Genomic DNA, 23,519 nt, shown 5'->3' with positions numbered 1-23,519 from the left:
TCCCCGATGTAAGGCGTTTGCATCGCAATGTCATCCCTTACGCGACTTCAATCGCCTGGCGGGGCCAGATGATGCGGACGCGTGCATGGCCCTCAAGGCCCTCGTTTTCGAAGCGGAGCCGGGCACCCGTGCGCTCCAGCAGTGTCTTGGCGATGAAGATGCCGAGCCCGAGCCCGCCGGGTTCCGGACTGCCGGGAGCGCGGGCGCGGGTAGTGAGGTAGGGCTCGCCGAGCCGTGTCGCCAGTTCCGGCGGAAAGCCCGGACCGTCATCGGTGATGGTGACGGTGAGCGCCGCCTTGTCCCAGCTGGTATCGATTTCGACCGAGGTCATCGCGAACTGTGCTGCATTCTCGATCAGATTGCCGAGGCCATAGAGGAGGCCGGCATTGCGCTTCACCACCGGTTCCGGCCCCGCCATCGGGTCGGTGCGGATGGTGATAGTCTTGCCCATGCCGCCGAGCGGATTGATCACCTCAGCGAGGAGCGCGCTCACCGGCACGGCTGCAAACGGATCGCCGGGGGTTTCGCGGAGGCTGCGGAGCTTGCCGAGGATTTCGCGGCAGCGCGCCGCCTGCGACATGATGAGTTCGATATCGTCGCGCATCGGGCCGGGCGGCGCTTCGTCGCGCATTTCGCGGGCGGCGAGCGCAATGGTGGAGAGTGGCGTGCCGAGTTCGTGGGCGGCAGCGGCGGCGAGGCCATCGAGGGCGGAGAGCTGCTCGTGCCGGGAGAGTGCCAGTTCCGTCGCGCCGAGCGCATCCGCAAGCTGGCGGCCCTCGTGGGCTACCCGGTTGGTATAGGCGGCAATGAACGTGACGCCGCAGATGAGACTGACCCAGATGCCGATGACATACACTCGGTCGAACACAATGCGGTCGTCGGGCCGCCACGGCAGCTCGAGGTGAAACACCGCAAGCACTGATGCAGATACGACCGCGAGGCCCGCGAGGATCAGTGTAGAGCGCTGCGGCAGGGTGGTCGCGGAGACCGAGACGGGCGCGAGGAGCAGCAGCGAGAACGGATTTTCGAGTCCGCCGGTCAGCGCGAGGAGCCCGCTCAGGAGGCAGAGATCGAGGCCCAGCTGCGCGGTGGCGACCATGGCCGAGGGGCGGTAGCCGGCACCGAACCGGAACACCAGCCACAGGTTGAGCAGCACCGAAAGCGCGACGAGTCCGAGGCATTCGGCCAAGGGCAGCGGAAAGCCGAGCCCGAATTGCACGAACAGCACGCCGATGGTCTGCCCGGCGATCGCCAGCCAGCGCAGTCCGACCAGCGTTGCCAGCCGCAGCGGCCGCCAGCTGCCGGGCGACACAGCCGCTCCATTTTCAACGACGCTCATCGGATGTCCTTTTTTAGGCCGTCTGCAGCACAATTTTGCGCCATGCATGGGAAGTCTAGCACGGCTATTCAAGGGTCAAAATGCGCCGGTTACACGCTTGACCCTACCCCGGGGCGGGCCACATCAGCCGTGTTCGTGACTGGGAGACTGAAAATGCACACTGCAATTATCAAGCCGCAATGGGGTCCCTTGACCATCGCTCTGATGGTTCTGGGCTTTGTTGTGTGGTGGCCCGTCGGGCTCGCCGTGCTCGCCTACATCCTGTGGGGCGAGATGTTCGGTGGTACGTCCGACAAGGCAGAGCGGTTCATGCACCGCTCCCGCAACTGGGCCGAAAACTGCGGCCGTGGCAACCATGGCTTCCGCCATGGCGGCTTCGGTCAGTCGAGCGGCAATGCCGCGTTCGACGAATATCGTGCCGAGCAGCTGCGCCGGCTCGAAGAGGAGCGCAAGCGCCTCGACGAGGAGATCAACGCGTTCCAGGAGCATATGCGGAACCTCCGCATGGCCCGTGACCGCGAAGAGTTCGACCGCTTCATGCGGGACCGGAACGGCAACCGCCCGACTTATGGCGACGGCAATAATAACGGCACCAACGTCTGAAAAGACGCCAAGCCGCATCGACCTCCTGACGACTGACGCCCCTTGGAAAAGAGGGGCGTCTTTTTTTGTCGTCCGCTTCGGCTCGAATCGGCGATGCTCATGCCCATGAACTTCCTGTTTCCCAGCAAAGTCCCGTCCGGCACCTTCCTCACCATCGATGGCGCGCGCGTCGAGGTGTCGGTCAAGATTTCGGCGCGGGCGCGGAGCTACCGCCTGACGGTGCCGCATCACGGCCACCCGGTCCTGACCGTGCCCAAGCACGGGCGCTGGAACGAGGCCGAGGCCTTTCTCAACCGGCAGGTCAATTGGCTCGCTACACGGCTGAAGCGCGCCGCGCCGCGGGTGACGCTGGCCGATGGTGAGTATGTGCCGCTGCGCGGCGTCCGCCACCGCATCCACGCGACGGGCAAACTCCGTGGCCGCGTCGAGATTGCCGAGATCGATGGCGAGCCGGTGCTGCTGGTGCCCGGCGATGCCGAGCATCTGGCGCGTCGCCTGATCGAGTGGTTGAAGACCGAGGCCCATGCCGACCTCACCGAGCGATCCGCCGTCCATGCGGCAACGCTGAGCGTCGCCATCACCTCGATCGCGATGCGCAGCCAGTCGACGCGCTGGGGCTCCTGCTCATCGAGCGGCAAGCTCAATTATAACTGGCGCCTGATCCTCGCACCGCCGCACGTGCTCGACTATGTCGCGGCCCACGAGGTGGCGCATCTGCTCGAAATGAACCACTCGCCCGCCTTCTGGGAGGCGGTGGAAGACGCGCTGCCCGACATGTCGCGCGGCCGCGCCTGGCTGAAAGCCCACGGCAAGGACTTGATGGCCTACGGCGTCAGCTAGTTGCCGCCGCCGAAGATGTCGCCGAGGAGATCGACCAGCGTCTTTTTGGGACGATCGGCGGCCGGCTGTTCCATCGGCTGCAGCGGCTGCTGATCGGCGGCGACCGTGATGTCGGCGCCGGCGCCGGGGAGATCGGCAACGGCCATGCCCTCATGTGCCTTGGCCATGAACTGGCTCCAGATCTCGACAGGCACATTGCCGCCCGAGAGCGTCGTGCCCTTGTCGTCGTCATTGCCCAGCCAGACGCCGGTGACCATGCGGGCGGTGTAGCCGACGAACAGCGCATCGCGCGCTTTCTGGCTGGTGCCGGTCTTGCCGGCCATCGGCCAGCCGTTGAGCTGCGCCCGCTTGCCGGTGCCGATCTCGATGGCGGCATGCAGCATGTCGTTCATTTCAGCCACGATATTGGGCTCGATCACGCGCCCCGGGCCAGTCGGCACGGCGTCGTAGAGCACCTTGCCATCGGGGGTCTCGATGCGAGTGATGACATTGGCGATCACCCCGATGCCGCCATTGGCAAAGGGTGCGTAACCAGCAGTCAGCTCGAGCAGCGACACTTCCTGGGTGCCGAGCGCAATCGACGGGACCGCCTGCAGCGGGGAGGAGATGCCCATGCGCATGGCGGCTTCGACGACCTTTTCGGGCCCGACATCGTTGGCGAGAATCGCCGCGACGGTATTGCGCGACTTGGCCAGCGCTTCGCGCAGCGTCATCGGGCCAGCATATTTGCCGTCGGCATTTTCCGGCTTCCAGCCGTTGATATCGACCGGCGAGTCGTCGGCAACGGTGTCGGGCGTGTAGCCCTTTTCCATGCCGGCGAGGTAGACGAAGGGCTTGAAGGTCGAGCCCGGCTGACGGCGCGCCGTGACCGCGCGGTTATACTGGCTCTTCTGGTAATCGACGCCGCCGACGAGGGCCCGCACCGAGCCATCGACATCCATCGCAACCAGCGCGCCCTGTGAGAAGCCCTTGTCCGCGCCGTACTTTGAGATGGCTTCGCGCACGTCGAACTCGGCTTCCTTCTGGAGGTCCCAGTTGATCGTGGTGTGAACGATCACATCCTGGTTCACTTCGCCGAGATAAGACGTCATCAGGCTCTCGACCCAGTCCGCGACATAGGATTCGGAGCCGGTGACCTTGGTGCGGATGGTCTGGCTCGGATCGATCGTCGCAGCCTTGGCTTCGGCCGCCGAGATATAGCCTTCCTTGGACATGGCCTGCAGCACCAGCGACTGGCGCGCCTTGACCAGATCGGCATTGCCGCGCGGGTTGAGGCGCGACGGGGCCTGCAAGGAGCCCGCCAGCATTGCCGCTTCGCTCAGCGAAATGTTGCGGGCGGATTTGCCGAAATAGAACTGCGCCGCGGCTTCGATGCCGTACTTCTCGTGGCCGAAATTGACGCGGTTGAGATAGAGCTCGAGGATCTCGTCCTTGGTGTAGGTCTGCTCGAGCCACACCGCCAGCACCGCTTCCTGCACCTTGCGGCCGAGGGTCTGGTCGGGGGTGAGAAAGAGGTTCTTGGCGACCTGCTGCGTGATGGTCGAGGCGCCACGGGTGACTTCACCGGCCTTGACGCTTTCGAGTGCCACCGAGGCGAGGCCGATCACGTCGATGCCGAAGTGCTGGTAAAAGCGCCGGTCTTCGATGGCGACGAACGCGGCGGGCACATAATAGGGCAATTCGTGCAGCGAGACCGCCTCGCCACCGGATTTGCCGCGGTTGGAGATCAGCTGTCCGTCGGCGGCCACGATGCGGATATTGGCCGCGCGATCCGGCACTTTCCAGGTGCTGGAGGAGGGCAGCTGCATGCCGTAGTAGAGCACCACGCCGCCGATGGCGAGGATGCCCCAGACGGCGAGGATGATGCCCCAGCTGAACAGCCGGAAAATGATGCGACCAAGGGTCAGCGGCTTCTTCTGGCGCCGGCCCCGCTTGGTCTTCGCCGCCGGTTTGGCCTTGCCGCGAGAGGTTTTGCTGCGCTGCGGGCGCTCGTCGTCGACACGGACGCTATCGGAATCGACAAAGCCGGGCTCGATCCGTTCGCCACGCGCGGGCTTGCGCGCTGCGGGCTTGCCGGTCGCCTTCCCACGCGTCTTCGTGGGCTGGCCCCCGACGCGGTCATCAGGCGAGACGTGAAAATCCATGAACAGGGCCCCGGCGTTCTTCTTGCGCATGGCGTCGTTCCGGCGTGCCGATCCTTCTTGGACCGTTGCGGATGCCATTGGGCAGTCCGACCGTCACGCCGGTGACGTGTGCCCGATATCCGGGCGCTTCGCCAGCGCGGTCCCTCTGGCTATCAAAGGTAATTGTGGCTGGTTTATGTGGCCTTAAGCGCTGTATCACCGTGCTGTTGCGCAAACGAGACATGCGCGGCCGGGGCGAGGACCGCGCTAGACCTCGATGTCAAAGACCAGGAGGCCCTTGGTTCCGCCCTCAAGCGCAGCGACGAGGCGCCCGCCGGCAGCCTGATGCGCCGGATCGACCAGGTAGGCATCACGTGCCGTGGCGTCGGCGAAATCGATGGTGAAGCCATCTGCGAAGCCCTGATGGAGGCCCTCGGGGCTGACATTGGCGCCAAAGCTCATGGCACCAATCCCCTTGAGATGGGCGCGCAGCGCCGCCAACTGGTCATAGATGGCCTGGCGTTCCGCGCGCGGGACATCAGCGCGGAACTTGACGAAAACGCAGTGCCGGATCATGCGAACGAAATCCAATCAGTAAGTGGTGCGGCCGCCCGAAAGATCGAACACCGAGGCTGTGGTGAAGCTGTTTTCCTTGCTGACCAGCCACGACACCATGTTGGAGAGTTCCTCGACCTCGAGGAAACGGCCGCGGGGAATGCGCGTCAGCATGTATTCGATGAATTCCTTGGTCAGCGACTCAAGGATGCGGGTGTTGGCGGTGGCCGGGGTGATGGCGTTGACCGCGATATCGTACTTGGCGAGTTCCTTGCCGAGCGACTTGACGAGCCCGAGCACGCCCGCCTTGGCGGCTGAATAGGCGGAAAGGTTGGGGTTGCCTTCCTTGCCCGCGACAGAAGAGATGTTGACGATCCGGCCGTAATTGTGGGCCTTCATCGAGCCGATCACCACCTTGTTGACGTAGAAGGTGCCGTTGAGGTTGACCTCGATGATGCGACGCCACTCGTTCGGATCGAAATCCTCAACCGTCGAGTTGGCACCTGCTATGCCGGCGGAGTTGACGAGGATCGAAACTGGTCCGACAGCCTTCTCGACGGACGCGTGGGCCTCGGTAAGTCCCGGCAGGTCGGTGATGTCGACCACCTGGCTCGATGCGGCGGAGCCGAGGAGGTCGACCGCGGCCTTCAATGCGTCGCCATCGCGGTCCCAGAGGCTGACCTTGGCGCCCGAGGCGATGAAGCGGCGGGCGCAGGCAAGCCCGAAACCCTGGGCGCCACCGGTGACGACGGCCACCTGTCCATTGAGATCGATCTGGTTCATTGTGTCCTCGCCTGCATCCGGATGTGTGGTCCATTTCGGACCTGTTGCCAGCATGTTAGGCGGTCTCAGGCCTGGGCGCGAGGCCTACCAATGTTGCCCACAGGCTGGCACCGATCTTGCACGCTTTCGCCGCGGCGACCGGCAAACCGTTAACCGGTATTCAGACACTGTATGCAACGCGCTACTTGGTGCCTAAATTATAAGCACAATTTTGGACGCTGCATACAGTCTCATCATTTGATGTCTGTCTCCGCTGCAATGGACCCCCGGTGTTTTTGGCCTCCACTTCGGGAAACCTGATCTGAATCAGCGCACTGCGCCGGGAGCCCTGCCTCCGTTCGGCATTGGCACAGGGTTTGCACAAGTAAGGCCAGAGGCGCGGCCTAGCTCAATTGGGCGTGCTGACTGGTGCAACAGGGAACCTCGTCATGACTCTCCACTCACTTTCGCGGCGTTCGCTGCTCAAGGTCGGCGCTGCCGGCCTCGCAGCCACCGCCCTGCCTTTCGGCTTTGCCAAGGCCCAGACCAATGTCGTCCTCGGCATCGTCTATGTCGGTCCGAAGGACGATTTCGGCTGGAACCAGGCGCATGCCGTCTCCGTCGCGTCGCTGAAGGCCCTGCCGGGCATCACCGTGGTCGAAGAAGAGAACGTTCCCGAGACGGACGCTGTGTCCAAGTCGATGGAATCGATGATCAACCTCGACGGGGCGAACCTGATCCTCGCCACCTCGTTTGGCTACTACAACCCGTTCGTCATCGAACTGGCCAAGAAGTACCCCGACGTGCAGTTCCGCCATGCGGCGCCGCTGTGGAACAAGGACAAGGACCCGGCCAATGCCGGCTCCTACTTCCCCTACCTGAACCAGGCCCACTACGTGGACGGTGTTGCGGCCGGGCTCTCCTCTTCGGGCAAGATCGGCTTTGTCGCCGCAAAGCCCATCCCCTCGGTGCTGTCGAACATCAACTCGGTGCTGCTGGGCGCCCGCTCGGTCAACCCCAATGCCACAGTGCAGGTGATCTTCACCGGCGACTGGAGCCTGCCGGTGCGTGAAGCCGAAGCCACCAACGCGCTGATCGATGCGGGTTGCGAAGTCATCACCTGCCACGTCGACAGCCCCAAAGTGGTGGTCGAGACCGCCGAAGGTCGTGGCGTCAAGACCTGCGGCCACAATGCCAGCCAGGCCCCGCTCGCGCCAAAGGGCTTCATCACCGGCGCCGAGTACAAGTGGGAAACCATCTACAAGTCCTACGCCGACGACATCGCCGCCGGCAAAGTGCCGCCGAACTTCCTCGTCGGTGGCTACAACAACGACATGCTGCGCAACACGCCGTACGGCGCTGGCGCGACGCCGGAAGCCATCAAGGCCGCTGACGCCGCCATCGAAGCGCTGAAGGGCGGCGCGCCGATCTACAAGGGCACGCTCAAGGACAATACCGGCAAAGTCGTCGTCGACAAGGACTACGACAACTACGACCCCTACCTCGACGGCATGAACTGGCTGCTCGAAGGCGTCCAGGGTTCGCTCACCTGATCCCGGTTTGCGGTACTGGAGGCGGGTGCACGCCTCCGGTACCGCGATCTGTTTGCTGGAGGGGGGCCGCACAGACGGCCCCTCTCGCCCCCTCCACCGGCTTCGCCGGTCCCCCTCCCCCGTTTCACGGGTGAGGATCAACAGTGACCAGCGCGGAGCCCCTGCATGACCGCTGAAACCGCCGATAGCGCCGCATCCATCAAGTCCGAAGCGAACAACCTGCAGCTGCTGCGTTTTGCCGAGTCGATCGCAATCCCAGTGGGCGCGCTGATCGTTTCCGCGCTGGTGTTTGCGGTGTTCCTGCTGATCATCGGCAAGGACCCCATCGAGTTCTACAGCCTGATCTGGACCGGTGGCTTCGGCTCCTCATTCTCCTTCCAGAACTCGCTGCAGCGCGCCGCGCCACTCATTTTGACGGGCCTCGCCTTTGCCATCCCGGCGCGTATCGGCCTGACCATGATCGGTGGTGAGGGCGCGCTGGTGCTGGGCGGCTTTGCTGCTGCGGCGATCGCCATTCCCCTGGTGTCAGGCGGCGTTACGCCCTTCCTCACCCTACCGATCATGGCACTGAGCGGCATGCTGATCGGCGGACTTTGGGTTGGCTTTACGGGTTGGCTCAAGCACGCCCGCGGCGTCAACGAAACCATCGCCTCCCTGCTGATGAGCTACATCGCCATCGCCATCATGAACTTCTTTGTTGAAGGCGTGTTGCGCGACCCCTCCTCGGCCAACAAACCCTCCACCATGCCAATCGGCGACGCCTACCGCATCGGCTCAATTCCAGGCACCGACGTGCACTGGGGGTTCGCTGCAGGAATATTGCTTGCCATTGTGCTCTGGGTGCTGATGAGCCGCACCACCTTTGGTTTTGCGGCGCGCATGACCGGCGGCAACACCCGCGCTGCCAAGGCGCAGGGCCTGCCGGTCGGCTGGCTGATGGTGGTCTGCTGCATGATCGCCGGAGCCTGCGCTGGGCTTGCGGGCTTTTTCGAGGTCGCGGCCATCCATGGCCAGGCCAATGCCTCGCTGGTCGCGGGCTATGGTTTCACGGGAATCCTTGTCAGCTTCCTCGCGCGGCATAACCCCCTTGCGGTGGTGCCGGTGGCGATCCTGTTTGGCGCGCTGGCTGCGGCCGGGGGCGTCATCCAGCGGCGCATGGGCATGCCGGATGCCACCGTGCTGGTGCTGCAGGGCACGATGTTCGTCATCCTGCTGGTCAGCGAGACCTTTTACGGCCGCTTCAAGATCTTCACACCCAAGAGCACCGGGGACCGCACCTGATGGACAATGCAGTCGTCACCGTCCTGATCGCCATGCTGGGCGGCGCCATCCGCGTCTCCACCCCCTTCATGTTCGTGGCGCTGGGGGAAACCCTCACCGAAAAATCGGGCCGCATCAATCTCGGGCTTGAGGGCAATCTGGTGCTGGGCGCCATGGTTGCCTACGCGGTCTCCTACCTCACCGGCTCGCCCTGGCTGGGCGTCTTGGCGGCGGGCGGTGCGGGCGTCGTCCTCGGGGCGCTGCACGGCTATATCTGCAAGCTTCCGAAGGTGAACGACATCGCCGTCGGCATTGCCATGATGAGCTTCGGCACGGGCGTGGCGTTCTTTTTCGGCAAGCCCTTCATCCAGCCGCAGGCGCCGCATCTCGAGGCGATCCCACTTGGCGCCTGGACTGGCAATGATGCGCTGGCGCAGGCGCTCGAGGTCAATCCGCTGTTCTTTGTCGGCATCATCCTCGCTATCGCCATGGCCTGGGCGTTCAAGAACACCAAGTGGGGCCTGATCGTCAGGATGACCGGCGACAGCGCCGCCGCCGCCAAGGCGATGGGCGTTTCGGTGGATCTGGTACGCTTCCTCGCGACCAGCGCCGGCGGTTTCCTCGCTGGCATCGGCGGGGCCTTCCTGTCGCTGAGCTATCCGGGGATCTGGAACCAGGGTCTCAGCTCCGGGCAGGGGCTGATGGCCGTGGCGCTGGTGATCTTTGCGCGCTGGGACCCGATCAAGTGCATCCTTGCCGCCCTGTTCTTCGGCGCTGCGGGTGCCATTGGTCCGTCGCTGCAGGCGGTGGGCATCACCCAGGGCTACTACTTCTTCAACGCCGCTCCATACATCCTGACGCTGATCATAATGGTGATCTCTGCCGGCTCCAAGACCGCCGCACGGGATGTTCCGGGCGAGCTGTCCATCACCAAATAGGAGCAGCAGATGAGCGGAGCCTTTTCATGAGCGGTCTTGGCGGCCTAAACAAATCTGAAAACGGCGTGGTCATCGGGCTGGTGCAGCTACAATTGCCGGTGACGGTGACCAAGGCAGACCTCAGGCGCCAGACCGACCGCATCGTCGAACTGGTGGGCAAGGCGCGGCGGAACCTTGGGACCATGGACCTCGTGGTGTTCCCCGAATACGTGCTGCACGGGCTCTCGATGGACATCAATCCCGAGATCATGTGCTCGCTCGATGGCCCGGAAGTTGCAGCCTTCAAGGCGGCGTGCAAGGCCAACCGCATCTGGGGCTGTTTCTCCATCATGGAGTACAACCCCGGCGGCAATCCCTACAATTCCGGCATCGTCATCGACGACCAGGGCGAGCTGAAGCTCTACTATCGGAAGCTCCACCCCTGGGTACCGGTTGAGCCGTGGGAGCCGGGTGATCTCGGCATTCCGGTGATCGACGGCCCCAAGGGCTGCAAGCTGGCGCTCATCATCTGCCACGACGGCATGTTCCCTGAAATGTCGCGCGAGGCCGCCTACAAGGGCGCCGAGATCATGCTGCGCACCGCCGGCTACACCGCCCCGATCCGCAAGTCCTGGTGCTTCACTAACCAGTCCAACAGCTTCCAGAACCTGATGGTCACCGCCAATGTGTGCATGTGCGGCTCGGACGGCACGTTCGACTCGATGGGCGAGGCGATGATCGTCGATTTCGACGGCACCATCATCGCCGAAGGCACCACCGGCAGGGCCGACGAGATCATCACCGCCGAAGTGCGGCCCGATCTGGTGCGCGAGGCGCGGGCCAACTGGGGCGTTGAAAACAACATCTACCAGCTCGGCCATCGCGGTTTCACTGCGGTGAAGGGCGGCGCGCAGGATTGCCCCTATACGTTCATGCAGGATCTCGTGGCCGGCCAGTACCGGCTGCCGTGGGAAGCGAGCGTCAAGGTCACCGACGGCACCAGCTCTGGCTTTGCCGCCCCGACCCGCCTCTATGGCGAAAAGTTCCAGGAGGCCGCCGAATGAGTCTGGTCGACGAACGGGTCAATGAAGCGTGGGTGAAGGGGGGCGTGACCATCGCGTCCGATCCCTATCCCTGGCCGTTCGATGGCGATTTCGGGCCGCATAACACCGCGCTGGTCGTGATCGACATGCAGACCGATTTCTGCGCGCCGGGCGGCTATGTCGATTCCATGGGCTACGACATCTCGCTGACCCGCGCCCCGATCGGGCCGATCCAGTCGGTGCTCAAGGCGTTTCGCGCCAAGGGCTATCCGATCATCCACACCCGCGAGGGCCACAAGCCCGATCTCAGCGACCTGCCCGCCAACAAGCGCTGGCGCTCGCAGCGCATTGGCGCCGGCATCGGGGATCAAGGCCCCTGCGGCCGCATCCTGATCCGCGGCGAAAAGGGCTGGGAGATCATCCCCGAACTGCAGCCTGAGCCGGGCGAGGCGATCATCGACAAGCCGGGGAAGGGCAGCTTTCTCGCCACCGATTTCGACTTGGTGCTGCAGACGAGGCGCATCCGCAACATCGTTCTGACCGGAGTGACCACCGATGTGTGCGTCCACACCACCATGCGCGATGCCAATGATCGGGGCTACGAGTGCCTGGTGCTTTCCGACTGCACGGCGGCGACCAAGCATGAGAACCATCTCGCAGCGCTCGATATGATCAAGATGCAGGGCGGTGTGTTTGGCGCGGTCGCGACTTCTGCGCAACTGCTGGCGGCGTTGCCCTGATGCGCGAAGCCCGTGTCCACCGCATTGCCACCAGCAGTCCTGACGACGTCACTGGGCTGATGGCCGCCATCGAAGCCGGCCGGATCGACCCCGGCGGCATCATTGCCATCCTCGGCAAGACCGAGGGCAATGGCTGCGTCAACGATTTCACCCGCGCCTTCGCGGTCCTGGCGCTGAAGCAGGCGCTCTCGGTCTACCTCAACACCGCTCGGATCGAGGCCATCGCCTATGTCATGTCCGGCGGCACCGAAGGCGCGCTGTCGCCGCACCTCCTGGTGCTGGAACGGGCGGAGGGGGCAAAGGCGGACGGCGCCTCGCTCGCCATCGGCAGCGCCCTGACCGCGCTGCTGCCGCCCGAAGGGCTGGGCCGGCTCGCTCAGGTCAAAATGGTCGCCGATGGCGTCCGCGAGGCGATGGCGGATGCAGGGATCGTCGATCCCAACGATGTGCATTTCGTCCAGATCAAGGTGCCGCTCTTGACCTCCGAACGCATCGCGGCGGTGGAGACGGCGGGCAAAACGGTGGCGACGCGCGATACGCTGAAGTCGATGGGCCTGTCCCGCGGCGCCGCGGCCCTCGGGGTCGGAGTGGCGCTGGGCGAGCTTGATCTGTCCCAGATCGACGACAGCCTGATCGGCCGTGACACCTCGATCTGGTCGTCGCGCGCCAGCACCTCGGCGGGCATTGAACTAGGCAACCACGAGATCGTGGTGCTGGGAATGAGTGCGGATTGGTCCGGGCCCCTGTCGGTCGACCACGCCGTTATGAACGACGCCATCGATACCGCCCCGGTGCGGCAGGCGCTCGACCGGCTGGGAATCGCCAGTGATCCGTCGCGGCTGGTGGCGCTGCTCGCCAAGGCCGAACCGGGCACCACCGGGCTGCTGCGCGGTGCGCGTCACACCATGCTCGACGACAGCGACATCTCCGCCACCCGCCACGCCCGCGCCTTCGTCGGCGGCGTGCTCGCGGGGCTCGTCGGCACCTCGGAAATCTTCGTTTCCGGAGGCGCCGAACATCAGGGCCCCGATGGCGGCGGACCGGTTGCCCTGATTGCCACCCGAACCTCTGGAGCCGCGCAATGAACACGCCCCACACCGGCCGTGCCCCCTCGCTCGAAGCCATCGGCATGACCAAGATCTTCGGACCGCTGGTGGCGCTCGACAATGTCTCGATCAAGGTCGAGGCGGGCTCGTTCCATGCGCTCCTGGGCGAGAACGGCGCCGGCAAGTCGACACTGGTCAAATGCATCATGGGCTTTTACAGCGCCGACAAGGGCAGCGTCATGCTCGATGGGCAGGAGGTGAATATCCGCTCGCCGCGCGACGCCCGCGCCAATGGCATCGGCATGGTCTACCAGCAGTTCACCCTGGTGCCGTGCCTGACGGGCTCGGAAAACCTCGTGATCTCGCGCGCCGATGCGCCGGCGATCATCGATTGGGCGAAAGAGAAAAAGCACCTCGACGCCTTCATGGAAACGATGCCGTTCCGCGTGCCGATGAACACGCAGGTGAGCCAGCTTTCGGCCGGTGAAAAGCAGAAGCTCGAAATCCTGAAGCTGCTCTATCTTGACCAGCGCTTCATGATCCTCGACGAGCCGACGTCGGTGCTGACCCCCGGCGAGGCCGACGAGATGCTGGGTCTGCTCGGCGGCATGGCAGCGCGCAAGGAAATCACTGTCCTGATGATTTCGCACAAGTTCCGCGAGGTGAAGGCCTTCTGCGACCACTTCACCGTGCTGCGGCGCGGCCAGTATACCGGCTCTGGCGACGCCAAGGCCGCGACCGTGGGCGACATGAGCACGATGATGATCGGCGACACCGCGATCCGTGAACGCGCCGCTCGCGAAAAGCGCATCCCCGGCCCGGATGCGCTGGAACTCGCCGGCCTGTTTGCCGACGACAATGACGGGATGCCGGCGATCAAGGCGGTGAACCTCAAGGTCAAGGCTGGTGAAATTGTCGGCATCGCAGGGGTTTCCGGCAATGGCCAGTCAGCGCTGGTTGAAGTGCTGTCGGGGCAGCGGCCGATGTCGGATGGCGCGATCTTCATTCGTGGCGACCAATTCGAGCCCAAGCGCAAATCCTATGACAAATACAAGGTGTTCGGGCTCCCCGAGGAGCCGCTGAAGAACGCCACGGTGCCCAAGATGAGCGTCGCCGAAAACATCGCCTTCCGTTCTTTCGACAAACCGCCGGTCGCCAGCATGGGCTGGTGGATGAGCCCCGGCCCGATGAAGCAGAAGGCGCGCGAGCTGATCGCCAAATACCGGGTGAAGACGCAAGGGCCGGATGCGCCGATCGAAACGCTGTCGGGCGGCAACGTGCAGCGCGCCGTGCTGGCGCGCGAGCTCAGCGGCGACGTCGACGTGCTGATCGTCGCCAACCCGTGCTTCGGGCTCGATTTCGCCTCGGTGGTCGATATCCGCAGCCAGATCATGGAGCAGCGCAATCGCGGCGCGGCCGTGCTGCTGGTGTCGGAGGATCTCGACGAGATCCTCGAGCTTGCCGACCGGGTGGCGGTGATGTCGGGCGGCACGATCAACTATGTGTCGGCGATCGAGGACACCGACCGCAATACCATCGGCCAGCATATGGCGGGGCACTGAGAGATGCCGCGGCTGCATGTGCCCCCTCCACCGGCTTCGCCGGTCCCCCTCCCCCGTTTCACGGGTGAGGACCTGCCTTGGCACGATCTCGCCTTGATCCTCCCCCGCATGCGGGGGAGGGGGACCACCCGCAGGGTGGTGGAGGGGGCGCCCTCGTCTCCCGGCATTGGAGACTCGCTATGATCCCCGTTCCCGCCCAGCCCTATCCGTACCCGCTCGATCCCGCGCACACCGCGCTGGTGGTGATCGATATGCAGCGCGACTTTATCGAGAAGGGGGGGTTTGGCGATTCGCTCGGCAATGATGTGGCGCGCCTTGAGGCTATCATCCCGACCACTGCAGCGTTGATCGGATTGTTCCGACAGCAGGGCTGGACAGTTATACACACCCGCGAAGCGCATAAGCCTGACCTTTCTGATTGTCCGCCCGCCAAGATCCGGCGCGGCAACCCGAGCCTCCATATTGGGGAGACGGGTGCAATGGGGCGGCTGCTCATCGCCGGCGAACCCGGCAATCAGATCGTCGACGCACTGGCCCCGATCGATGGTGAAATCGTCGTGGACAAGCCGGGAAAGGGCATGTTCTGGGCCACCGGCATCCACGAGCGGCTGCAGGCGCTGGGGGTCACGCATCTGGTATTTGCCGGAGTGACCACGGAAGTGTGCGTCCAGACCTCAATGCGGGAGGCCAATGACCGTGGTTACGAGTGTCTGCTGATCGAGGACGCGACGGAAAGTTACTTCGCTGAATTCAAGGCTGCGACCATCAAGATGATTGCCGCACAGGGCGGTATCGTGGGATGGGTAACCCCGCTTTCGGAGCTCGCAAAGGCCGTAGGGGCGGCCGCATGACGGGCCCTAACACCGGCGAGGCGTCCACCGACATGGCCTACAAACCCTTCGATGCAGATGCAGTGATTGATGCGACCGCGCCGCTGCTGAACCTGCGCATAGCCGAGGCCCACCGGGCCGGGATCAAGCTCAACCTCAAGACCGCCAGCAAGATGGCGGCGCTGGTCGAACAGGTGAAGCTCGGCGACGGCGCCGAACCGGCGCCGGTCTACCGCCCATGAGCAAAACGCCCGGACTGTCGGCCAATGATAGCGCTGCCACGATAGCCACCGAGGTGCGCGCCGGACGCGTCAAGGCACGCGCCGTGGTCGAGGCGGTGCTGGCGCGCATCGACAAGCACAATGCCATGCTGGGCGCCTTCACCGATGTCACTGCAAAGCGCGCGCTGGAGCAGGCCGACCTGATTGATGGCAAGGTGGCCAATGCGGTCGACCCTGGCCCCTTGGCCGGCGTGCCGTTCGCGGTCAAGAACCTCTTCGATATCAAGGGCGTGGTGACCCGCGCCGGCTCCAAGATCAACCGCGACAATGCCCCGGCGGATCAGGATGCAACGCTTGTAACGCGCATGGAAACCGCCGGCGCGGTGCTGGTGGGCGGGCTGAACATGGGCGAATACGCCTATGATTTCACTGGCGAGAATGTCCATGACGGCCCGTCACGCAACCCGCATGCGCTCGACCGCATGGCCGGCGGCTCATCGGGTGGCTCGGGGAGCGCGGTTGCCGGCGGGTTGGTACCGCTGGCGCTGGGCTCGGACACCAATGGCTCGATCCGCGTGCCGTCCTCGCTCTGTGGCCTTTTCGGGTTGAAGCCCACATATGGCCGCCTGAGTCGGGCGCACAGCTTTCCGTTCGTCGCGAGCCTCGATCATCTCGGCCCCTTCGGGCGCTCAGCGCGGGACCTGGCGCTTGCCTATGACGCGATGCAGGGTTTTGACGAGGCCGATCCGGCGCAGAGCAAGCGCGCCAACGAGCCTACGGCGGCGCGGCTGAAGAACCCGTTTCCGGGTACGCGGATCGGCGTTGCCGATGGCTATTTTTCCGGCGACGCCGAGGCGCAGGCGCATGTGCAGCACGTCGCCAAGGCGCTCGATGCCTCGCGCGCTGTGACCATTCCCGATGCGCAGTCGGCGCGCGCCGCGGCCTTCCTGATCACCATGGCGGAAGGCGCCGCACTGCACCTCGATCGGCTGCGGGAGCGACCGGACGATTTTGACCCGGAAGTGCGCGATCGGTTGTTGGCGGGCGCCATGCTGCCCGCCGTGTGGGTGGAAAAGGCGCAAAAGCTGCGGCGGGATTTTCGTGAAAAGGTGTTGCGCCTGTTCGACGATGTCGATGTGATCCTCGCCCCAGCGACGCCGATGAAGGCGCCGAAGCTTGGGCAAAAGACCGCGATGTTCGGTGGGGTCGAAATGCCGATCCGCCCGAACATGGGGATATTCACCCAGCCGATTTCCTTCATCGGTCTGCCGGTCTGCGCGGTGCCGGTGTGGTTGCCCGGGGCGGACCTGCCGTTGGGCGTGCAGGTGATTGCGCCGCCCTGGCGCGAAGACACCTGCCTCAGGATTGCCCATCAACTGGAGAGCTCCGGGGCCTGCGTGGCGCCTGTTGCCAAGGGATTTGCCGATGAGTGAAGCGGGACGCTGGGCCGGACGCAATCCGGACAAGGACGTGGTGCGCAACGATGTGTGGCGGACGCTCGAAGCCGATGGCCTTGCCGTAGGCCCGGCCTGGAGCATGATCCCCAATTTCGTCGGCGCCGATGTCGCGGCCTGGCATCTGGCCCAGACGCCGGAATGGAAGACGGCGCGGACAATCAAGACCAACCCCGACGCCGCCCAGATCCCGATCCGCATCCGCGCGCTCTATGAGGGAAAGCTCGTGTTCGCGCCGGTGCCGTACCTGACGGAGGGCTTTCCCTACCTGCGGCTCGATCCCACCCGGCTCAAGGCCAACGGCATTTCGTTCGAACTGGCGGCTACGGCGCAGGGCTTCATGGAGCACGGCGAACGGATCGAGTTCGAGGATGTGAGCCCGCTCGATTTCGCCGTTGTCGGCTCGGTGGCCGTCAGCCGGCTGGGTGGCCGCACCGGCAAGGGCGCCGGCTTTGCGGATCTCGAGACGGCGATCTTCCGTGAACTCGGGATCATCGGCGATCGCACCCCGATCGCGACCACCATCCACTCGGCCCAACTGGTGGATGCGGCGCGGGTCGTGCTCGAAAGCCACGATTCCCCGCTTGATTACGTGGCGACCGAGCGTGAACTGATTGCGACCGGCAACACCACGCAGCGCCCCGGCGGCGTCGATTGGGACCGGGTGCGGCCCGATCAGTTCGAAACCATCCCGTTCCTTGCCAAATTACGTGACCGGATGTTGAAGCGGCGGGCGGGCTGATGGAGATCAACGATCCGGCAACCCTCGCCGAAGTGACTGCAGCCTTCGAGCGCTACGAAGTGGCGCTGACCGGCAACGATGTGGAAACGCTCGATGAGCTGTTTCTGCCCAGCGCGCAGACCATCCGCTACGGCATCACGGAGAACCTTTACGGCATTGAGGCGATCCGCGCCTTCCGCAAGGCCCGGCCTTCGCAGGGGCTGGCGCGGAGCCTTGAGAATACGGTGATCACCAGCTATGGCCGCGACATGGCGATTGCCGCAACGCTGTTCCGCCGCGCCAGCGCTCCCGGACGGATTGGCCGGCAGATGCAGACCTGGGTGCGCACTGCCGACGGCTGGCGCGTTGCCGCGGCCCATGTCAGCGTCATCGACGAGCCGGCGTAAAGACCGGCGGAGAGCACCAAGATGCTGAAGCGCACATCGGCGGACGAAATCCGGCGCGGCCTTGCTGACCGGATCATTTCGGGGGACCTGCCTCCCGGCACGCCGCTCGATGAAACCCAGATTGCCAGCGACTTTGCGGTGTCGCGCACGCCGGTGCGGGAGGCCTTGCGGCTGCTCGCTGCCAGTGGCCTCGTGGACCAGCGGCCGCACGCCAAGGCGCTGGTGGCCAAGCCCGACGAGGTGGAACTCGCCGGCATGTTCCAGGTGATGGCTTATCTCGAAGCGCTGTGCGCCGGTCTGGCTGCGGAGGCAATGACCATCACCGAACGCGACGCGCTCGATGCCCTCCATGGCGAAATGGCGGCAATCGTGCGGGGTGGGGATACCGCCCGCTACGCGGAGGCCAATGACCTGTTCCACACCCGCATCTACGATGGTGCGCATAACGGCTATCTGAGCGAGATCACCCGCTCGACCCGGCAGCGGCTGCAGCCATTCCGTCTGGCCCAGTTCGGTGCACTCGGGCGCCTCGCAAAATCACATGCCGAACATGGACTTATCGTCGAGGCGATCCTCCGCGGTGACCGCGCCGAGGCCGAAGGCATGATGCGCAGCCACATCGTCATTGTCGGTGACGAGGTGCAGCGGCTGGGACATCCGTCTTAGGCCGCGATTGCCGTCGCGATCCCTGCCAAAGCCCCGTCGCTCTGGGCTTTTCCGATCAGCGTCAGGCTCGAGGGGTGGCCGTCGCCGCGCATGCCGACCGGCACGCTGATCGCCGCGAGGTCCAGCAGGTTGACGAAGTTGGTGTAGGTGCCGAGGTTCGAATTGTAGAGGATCGGCTCGGCCTCGAGATCGGCCAGCGTATAGAGGCGCGGCAGGGTGGGGACCGCGAGGCAATCGACACTCTCAAAGATCGGCGCCGTCTTGCGCTTGAGATCGGCCAGCTTGTACATCGCTTCGAACGCCGCGACTGCCGTTAACCCCTTGGCGCCACCAATGATTTTGAGCGTCGTTGGGAAGAACGCCTCGGGATGCTCCTCGATCAGCGGCTTGGTGGCGGCATAGCGTTCGGCGACCCACGGGCCCTCATAGAGGAGGCGTGCGACGGCGTGGAGCGGCTCGAAATCGAGTTCCACCAGGTCCGCGCCATGGCTCTTCAACCGCTCCAGATCGGCGGCATAGGCAGCTTCCGCATGGGCGTCGCCGAAGAACTTCCGCTGTCCTGCTGGGGGTACGCCGACGCGGAGCTTGGCCGGTTTGGCCTTGAGTTCGAACGGCGCGAGGGGACGGGAGTAGGCGTCGGCTTCGTCGTAACCTGCTGCAACTGCTGCAACTTTCGCTGCGAATTCGACGCTGCGGGCGAAGATCGAGATAGTATCGAGGGTGCGGCAGGCGGGCACCATGCCGGTACCTGAGAGGAGCCCGAGGGTGGGTTTCAGCCCAACGATACCGTTCATCCCTGCCGGGATGCGGCCGGAGCCTGCGGTGTCGGTGCCGAGCGAGAAATCGACGATCCCGGCGCCAACCGCGACGGCTGAGCCCGAGCTGGAGCCGCCGGGAATAAGCTTGGCATTCAACGCGTTGCGCGGCACGCCATAGGGCGAGCGGACGCCGACGAGGCCGGTGGCGAACTGATCGAGGTTGGTCTTGCCCAGAACAATGGCCCCAGCCGCTTCGAGGCGTGCGACGACGAACGAGGAGGCCTTGGGCTGGTAGGAGAAGGCGGGGCAGGCGGCGGTGGTGGGAAGACCTGCGGCATCGATATTGTCCTTGACCGCAAAGAGCAGCCCGTAGAGTGGCTTGCCTGCCGGGCCAGCAGCCTCAATTTCACCCGCCCGATGAACAGAAGCTTCCTCATCATGAACGGAGAGGAAAAGAGCCGGGTCATTGTAGGCGCGGAGCGCCGCATAGGCGGCACGGACAGCGGCGACAGGAGAGCGTTCAGACATCAACAAACTCACTTCAAGGGCATGAAGTAAGTTGTGCCTATATTCTGAGCGATGACAAGGCGGATGTATGCAAGGCTGGAGTGAGGACGGCTATGGACTGCCCCTCACCCGCCTCGCTTTGTTCGGCACCCTCTCTCCGGAGGGGAGAGGGGACGCGCGCCGTCGCGTGACGATCTTAAGCCGTCCAGCCGCCGTCGATGGTGTGGGTTTGGCCGGTGGTGTACGTGGCGCCGGCGAGGTAAACGGCGAGGTCGGCGATTTCTTCGGGTTGGCCGATGCGGCCGATCGGTTGGCGGGCGATGAACGCCTTCTTGGCGGCTTCGAAATCGCCGGTCGCGTGCCAGCGCTCATGCAGCGACGGGGAATCGACGGTGCCGGGGCAGATGGCATTCACGCGGATGCCCTTGTCGGTGTAGTCGGCGGCGATCGACTTGGTGAGCCCGATGACCGCGGCCTTGGAGATGGTATAGGCGGCGCGGTTGGGAACGCCCTTCAGCGAAGATGCGACGGTTGCCATGTTGATGATCGCGCCATCGCGGCGCTCCAGCATCTGCGGCAGGATCGCCTTGATGGTGCGGATCTGCGCCCAGACATTGAGGTCAAAGGCGAACTGCAGGTCCTTGTCGGGCATGTCGAGGATGGTGCCGCCATGGACGACGCCGGCGCAGTTGAAGAGAATGTCGATGCGGCCGATCTCGGCCACCGCCTTGTTGACGGCGTCGGCGTCGAGCACATTGAGAACGCGGGTGGTCACGCCCGGCGTGCCGTCGAGTTCCTTGAGCTTGGTGGCGTTGATATCGGTGGCGATCACCTTGGCGCCGGCCTTGACGAACGCCTGCACTGAAGCAAGGCCGATGCCCTGGGCCGCGGCGGTGATGAGAACGATCTTGCCGCTGATGTCGGCCATGGGAAACTCCACGAAGGGTTGAGGCGATGGCGGCAACATGCCCCATGCCAGCGATCTGCTCAATTGTGCCCGAGCCATAGCGCGCCCGGTCTCAGGTGTCGCCATAGCATTTCGGGGTGGTATCCGTTCAGTCGTCAATTGGTCTAGCGCGGGTGCTCGGTCCTGAGACAGGCCTTGGGTCTTTGCCGGTGTTGGGGCTAGTCTCCGCGCCAACCTGAGGAGGACCCCGATGAACCAGCACACCCCGTTTGTGCCGCCGCGCCTGAGCGACCCCCGCCTGACTGCCCGCCGCTATCAGATGCTGATCGATGGGAAGTCTGTCGATGCGGAAACCGGCGAGACCATCCGGCGCGAGAGCCCGGCCCATGCACCCACGCTCGTCTCCGAAATTCCCAAGGGTTCGCACGCCGATGCCGAACGCGCCATCATGGCAGCGCGCCGTGCCTTCGACGAAGGCCCGTGGCCGAAGATGACCGGCTCCGAGCGCGGGCGGATCCTCCAGCGCATCAGCGACGCCATCCGCAAGCACCGGGAAGAACTGGCGACCATTGAGGCGCTGGAAGGCGGCAAGGCGATTGCCGGCGTGCGCGGTGAGGTGGCGTTCTCCGCCGAACTCTGGCGCTACGCTGCGGGCCATTGCGTGGGCCTTACCGGCGAAACCCACAATAGCCTTGGCACCAATGTGCTCGGCCTGATGCTGCGTGAGCCGATTGGCGTCGTTGGCGTCATCACGCCGTGGAACTTTCCGCTGCTGATTGCCTCGGAACGCCTGCCCTGGGCGCTGGGCGTCGGTTGTACCGTGGTGCTGAAGCCGTCGGAATTCACGTCCGGCTCCTCCATCCGGCTGGCAGAACTGGCGCGAGACTGCGGGCTCCCCGATGGCGTGCTGAATGTCGTAACCGGCTACGGAGACCCGGTGGGCCAGAGCTTTGCCGATCATCCGGCGACGGATTTCCTTAGCTTTACCGGCTCCTCGCGCGTCGGCCAGATCGTCGGCGGCCTCGCGGCGTCCCGCATCAAGCGGGTGGGGCTGGAACTGGGTGGCAAGGGGCCGAACATCGTCTTCGCCGACAGCGACATGGAAGCGGCCGCCGACACGGTGGCGAGCGCCGTATTTGGCAATGCCGGGCAAGTCTGCATCGCCGGCAGCCGCCTGTTGGTCGAGGCCAGCGCCAAGGACGAATTGCTGGAACGGGTGGTCGCCATTTCGCGGAAGGTGCGGATCGGCGACCCGCTCGATGAGACGGTTCAGGTCGGCTCGCTCATCCACCGGCCGCACCTCGAAAAGGTCGAGCGCTATATCGGGGAGGGCAGGGCAGCCGGTGCGGAAGTGATCACTGGCGGCGAGCGGCTGGGCAATGTCGGCAATTACTTCGCGCCGACGATCTTCACCAATGTGACACCCGACATGTCGATCGCGCGGGAGGAAATCTTCGGGCCCGTGCTGGTGACCACCAGCTTTGAAACCCCCGAGGAAGCGATCCGGCTGGCCAACGACACCGGCTACGGGCTGTCGGCGATGGTCTGGAGCAATGACCTGCAGAAGGCGATCAACACCATCCGCCAGGTGCGGGCGGGCCGAACCTGGATCAACGGCCACGGCGACGGGACGCCGGAAATGGGGATCGGCGGCTACAAGCAGAGCGGCATTGGCCGGGAGACGGGCAAATACGGTTTTGACGAATATTCGTCATTCAAGAACGTCTATGTGCAACTGGGCGGCAAGGGCCGCTGGGTGAGCTGAGGAGCTCTCCCAGTCGTCACTTGTCGGTGTCTTCGAGCTCTTCGTGGATGCTGGCGATGATTTCGCTGCGCTGTTCGGCCGATTTGCCGGCTTCGGCCGCGTAGGTGACGGCGAGGAGGCGAATGGCGCTACCGATGGCGGTGTGGGAGGGGCCGAGGCCGAAACTTGCGACGTGGCAGGGCAGCACGACGCGGGAAAAGCGCTGCGCTTCGAGCGCGAAATTGCGGTCGGCAATGGTCACCACGTTGACGCGCGTGGTTTCGAGATAGTCGAGCAGCGGCTTCAGCATGCGCGGGCGGGGCGGCAGCGAGATGAGGAGCAGCACGTCCTTGGGGCCGGTCATTGCGAGATCTTCGGCCCACGAGCCCTGGTTGATGCCGAGGATCATCACCGAGTGGCGCAGGCGCGAGAACAGCAGGCGGGCATAGCGGGCAAAGCCCTCTTCGGCGCCGAGGCCGAGCACCCATAGGCGCGGCGCCTCCTTGATCAGGTCGGCCGCCTCGCGCACCTTGTCGGAGCGCAACTCCTCAAAGGTCTTGGTGAGGTTGCGCAGTTCCAGTTCGAGATGGGTGCCGATGGCCTTGCCCAGCGCAATGCGCTCCGAGCCGCCGACCGAATAGCCATAGGGCTCGGTACGGTTGCGCTCCTCGCGCGCCTGCAGTTTCACCTCGTTGAAATCGGCATAGCCCAGATGCTGGAAAAACCGCGCCGCCGTGGCCTTCGAAACGCCGGCCATTTCAGCGATTTCGGTCGCCGAATGGGTGAGAATGTCGTCCTGCCGATCCAGCATGAGCTGCGCCAGCTTCTGCTCGCCCGCAGTAAGCCGCTGGAATCGTTCCTGAATTCTGAGCACCAGGCGTGAGGCCATGGCAGTTCCCGTTCTAATGTCAACGCGATGAAAAATACTTTATCACCCGGCTTGTCATGATGAAACAAGTGT

23 protein-coding genes are annotated in these 23,519 nt (G+C 64.5%); 16 read left to right on the top strand and 7 right to left on the bottom strand.

Annotation, left to right across the window (positions count from 1 at the left end):
* Nucleotides 1-37: 37 nt before the first annotated feature.
* A complete protein-coding gene (locus ACO06J_RS15200; protein ID WP_421761560.1) occupies nt 38-1,339 on the bottom strand; it encodes an ActS/PrrB/RegB family redox-sensitive histidine kinase in 1,302 nt (433 codons plus the stop codon).
* Between the two features lie 153 nt (nt 1,340-1,492).
* Here ACO06J_RS15200 and ACO06J_RS15195 point away from each other — a divergent pair, with 153 nt between their 5' ends.
* The gene (locus ACO06J_RS15195) at nt 1,493-1,942 is read left to right on the top strand and encodes a DUF2852 domain-containing protein (RefSeq protein ID WP_421761559.1); all 450 of its coding nucleotides are present in this window, start codon (nt 1,493-1,495) and stop codon (nt 1,940-1,942) included.
* 99 nt (nt 1,943-2,041) lie between these two features.
* Nucleotides 2,042-2,782, top strand: a complete 741-nt coding sequence (locus ACO06J_RS15190; RefSeq protein ID WP_421761558.1) for a M48 family metallopeptidase — start codon at nt 2,042-2,044, stop codon at nt 2,780-2,782.
* Here ACO06J_RS15190 and ACO06J_RS15185 read toward each other — a convergent pair.
* The 3 genes from ACO06J_RS15185 to ACO06J_RS15175 form a co-directional block, all read right to left on the bottom strand.
* Nucleotides 2,779-4,956: a transglycosylase domain-containing protein gene (locus tag ACO06J_RS15185; protein WP_421761557.1), complete on the bottom strand. Its 2,178-nt coding sequence runs from the start codon at nt 4,954-4,956 to the stop codon at nt 2,779-2,781. The two genes, ACO06J_RS15190 and ACO06J_RS15185, sit on opposite strands and share 4 nt — an antisense overlap.
* 216 nt (nt 4,957-5,172) lie before the next feature.
* Nucleotides 5,173-5,481, bottom strand: a complete 309-nt coding sequence (locus ACO06J_RS15180) for a Dabb family protein (RefSeq protein ID WP_421761556.1) — start codon at nt 5,479-5,481, stop codon at nt 5,173-5,175.
* 15 nt (nt 5,482-5,496) lie between these two features.
* Nucleotides 5,497-6,243, bottom strand: coding sequence for an SDR family NAD(P)-dependent oxidoreductase (locus ACO06J_RS15175; protein ID WP_421761555.1), 747 nt, complete (start codon nt 6,241-6,243; stop codon nt 5,497-5,499).
* Nucleotides 6,244-6,671: 428 nt separating this feature from the next.
* Between ACO06J_RS15175 and ACO06J_RS15170 the strand changes: the two genes are divergently transcribed.
* The 13 genes from ACO06J_RS15170 to ACO06J_RS15110 all read left to right on the top strand — a co-directional run bounded on the left by ACO06J_RS15170 (nt 6,672) and on the right by ACO06J_RS15110 (nt 18,642).
* Nucleotides 6,672-7,775 carry a BMP family ABC transporter substrate-binding protein gene (locus ACO06J_RS15170; protein WP_421761554.1) on the top strand — a complete coding sequence of 368 codons (1,104 nt, stop codon included), beginning with the start codon at nt 6,672-6,674 and terminating at the stop codon, nt 7,773-7,775.
* Nucleotides 7,776-7,940: 165 nt separating this feature from the next.
* Entirely contained in the window at nt 7,941-9,056 is a 1,116-nt protein-coding gene (locus ACO06J_RS15165) for an ABC transporter permease (protein WP_421761553.1), read from the top strand.
* Nucleotides 9,056-9,973, top strand: coding sequence for an ABC transporter permease (locus ACO06J_RS15160; RefSeq protein ID WP_421761552.1), 918 nt, complete (start codon nt 9,056-9,058; stop codon nt 9,971-9,973). Before ACO06J_RS15165 ends, ACO06J_RS15160 begins: the two co-directional genes overlap by 1 nt.
* A gap of 26 nt (nt 9,974-9,999) precedes the next feature.
* Nucleotides 10,000-11,016: a formamidase gene (locus tag ACO06J_RS15155; RefSeq protein ID WP_421761551.1), complete on the top strand. Its 1,017-nt coding sequence runs from the start codon at nt 10,000-10,002 to the stop codon at nt 11,014-11,016.
* Nucleotides 11,013-11,735: a cysteine hydrolase family protein gene (locus ACO06J_RS15150; protein ID WP_421761550.1), complete on the top strand. Its 723-nt coding sequence runs from the start codon at nt 11,013-11,015 to the stop codon at nt 11,733-11,735. The genes ACO06J_RS15155 and ACO06J_RS15150 overlap by 4 nt, the downstream gene beginning before the upstream one ends.
* Nucleotides 11,735-12,820, top strand: a complete 1,086-nt coding sequence (locus tag ACO06J_RS15145; protein WP_421761549.1) for a ring-opening amidohydrolase — start codon at nt 11,735-11,737, stop codon at nt 12,818-12,820. Before ACO06J_RS15150 ends, ACO06J_RS15145 begins: the two co-directional genes overlap by 1 nt.
* On the top strand, nt 12,817-14,343 hold the full coding sequence (locus ACO06J_RS15140; protein WP_421761548.1) for an ABC transporter ATP-binding protein: 1,527 nt from the start codon (nt 12,817-12,819) through the stop codon (nt 14,341-14,343). Before ACO06J_RS15145 ends, ACO06J_RS15140 begins: the two co-directional genes overlap by 4 nt.
* A 179-nt stretch (nt 14,344-14,522) precedes the next feature.
* Nucleotides 14,523-15,194: a cysteine hydrolase family protein gene (locus ACO06J_RS15135; protein WP_421761547.1), complete on the top strand. Its 672-nt coding sequence runs from the start codon at nt 14,523-14,525 to the stop codon at nt 15,192-15,194.
* Nucleotides 15,191-15,415, top strand: a complete 225-nt coding sequence (locus ACO06J_RS15130) for a DUF4089 domain-containing protein (protein ID WP_421761546.1) — start codon at nt 15,191-15,193, stop codon at nt 15,413-15,415. The genes ACO06J_RS15135 and ACO06J_RS15130 overlap by 4 nt, the downstream gene beginning before the upstream one ends.
* A complete protein-coding gene (locus ACO06J_RS15125; protein ID WP_421761545.1) occupies nt 15,412-16,827 on the top strand; it encodes an AtzE family amidohydrolase in 1,416 nt (471 codons plus the stop codon). Before ACO06J_RS15130 ends, ACO06J_RS15125 begins: the two co-directional genes overlap by 4 nt.
* Nucleotides 16,820-17,590, top strand: coding sequence for a 5-formyltetrahydrofolate cyclo-ligase (locus ACO06J_RS15120; RefSeq protein WP_421761544.1), 771 nt, complete (start codon nt 16,820-16,822; stop codon nt 17,588-17,590). The genes ACO06J_RS15125 and ACO06J_RS15120 overlap by 8 nt, the downstream gene beginning before the upstream one ends.
* Nucleotides 17,590-17,976: an oxalurate catabolism protein HpxZ gene (gene hpxZ, locus ACO06J_RS15115; RefSeq protein ID WP_421761543.1), complete on the top strand. Its 387-nt coding sequence runs from the start codon at nt 17,590-17,592 to the stop codon at nt 17,974-17,976. The genes ACO06J_RS15120 and hpxZ overlap by 1 nt, the downstream gene beginning before the upstream one ends.
* 21 nt (nt 17,977-17,997) lie before the next feature.
* Nucleotides 17,998-18,642, top strand: coding sequence for a GntR family transcriptional regulator (locus tag ACO06J_RS15110; protein WP_421761542.1), 645 nt, complete (start codon nt 17,998-18,000; stop codon nt 18,640-18,642).
* On the opposite strand, the gene atzF is transcribed toward ACO06J_RS15110, so the two are convergent.
* Together atzF and ACO06J_RS15100 are read right to left on the bottom strand one after the other, a co-directional pair.
* Entirely contained in the window at nt 18,639-19,928 is a 1,290-nt protein-coding gene (gene atzF, locus ACO06J_RS15105) for an allophanate hydrolase (RefSeq protein WP_421761541.1), read from the bottom strand. The genes ACO06J_RS15110 and atzF overlap by 4 nt on opposite strands.
* A 175-nt stretch (nt 19,929-20,103) precedes the next feature.
* Nucleotides 20,104-20,835 carry an SDR family oxidoreductase gene (locus ACO06J_RS15100; RefSeq protein ID WP_421761540.1) on the bottom strand — a complete coding sequence of 244 codons (732 nt, stop codon included), beginning with the start codon at nt 20,833-20,835 and terminating at the stop codon, nt 20,104-20,106.
* 229 nt (nt 20,836-21,064) lie between these two features.
* On the opposite strand from ACO06J_RS15100, the gene ACO06J_RS15095 reads away from it, so the two are divergent.
* The gene (locus ACO06J_RS15095; protein ID WP_421761539.1) at nt 21,065-22,579 is read left to right on the top strand and encodes an aldehyde dehydrogenase family protein; all 1,515 of its coding nucleotides are present in this window, start codon (nt 21,065-21,067) and stop codon (nt 22,577-22,579) included.
* 16 nt (nt 22,580-22,595) lie between these two features.
* Here ACO06J_RS15095 and ACO06J_RS15090 read toward each other — a convergent pair whose 3' ends face one another.
* Nucleotides 22,596-23,447 carry a MurR/RpiR family transcriptional regulator gene (locus ACO06J_RS15090; RefSeq protein ID WP_421761538.1) on the bottom strand — a complete coding sequence of 284 codons (852 nt, stop codon included), beginning with the start codon at nt 23,445-23,447 and terminating at the stop codon, nt 22,596-22,598.
* Nucleotides 23,448-23,519 lie beyond the last annotated feature (72 nt).

This window comes from Devosia sp., assembly GCF_965229025.1.
Taxonomy (GTDB): Bacteria; Pseudomonadota; Alphaproteobacteria; order Rhizobiales; family Devosiaceae; genus Devosia_A.
Note: the sequence above shows the minus strand (reverse complement) of the source record. Positions and strands in the feature narration are given on the sequence as shown.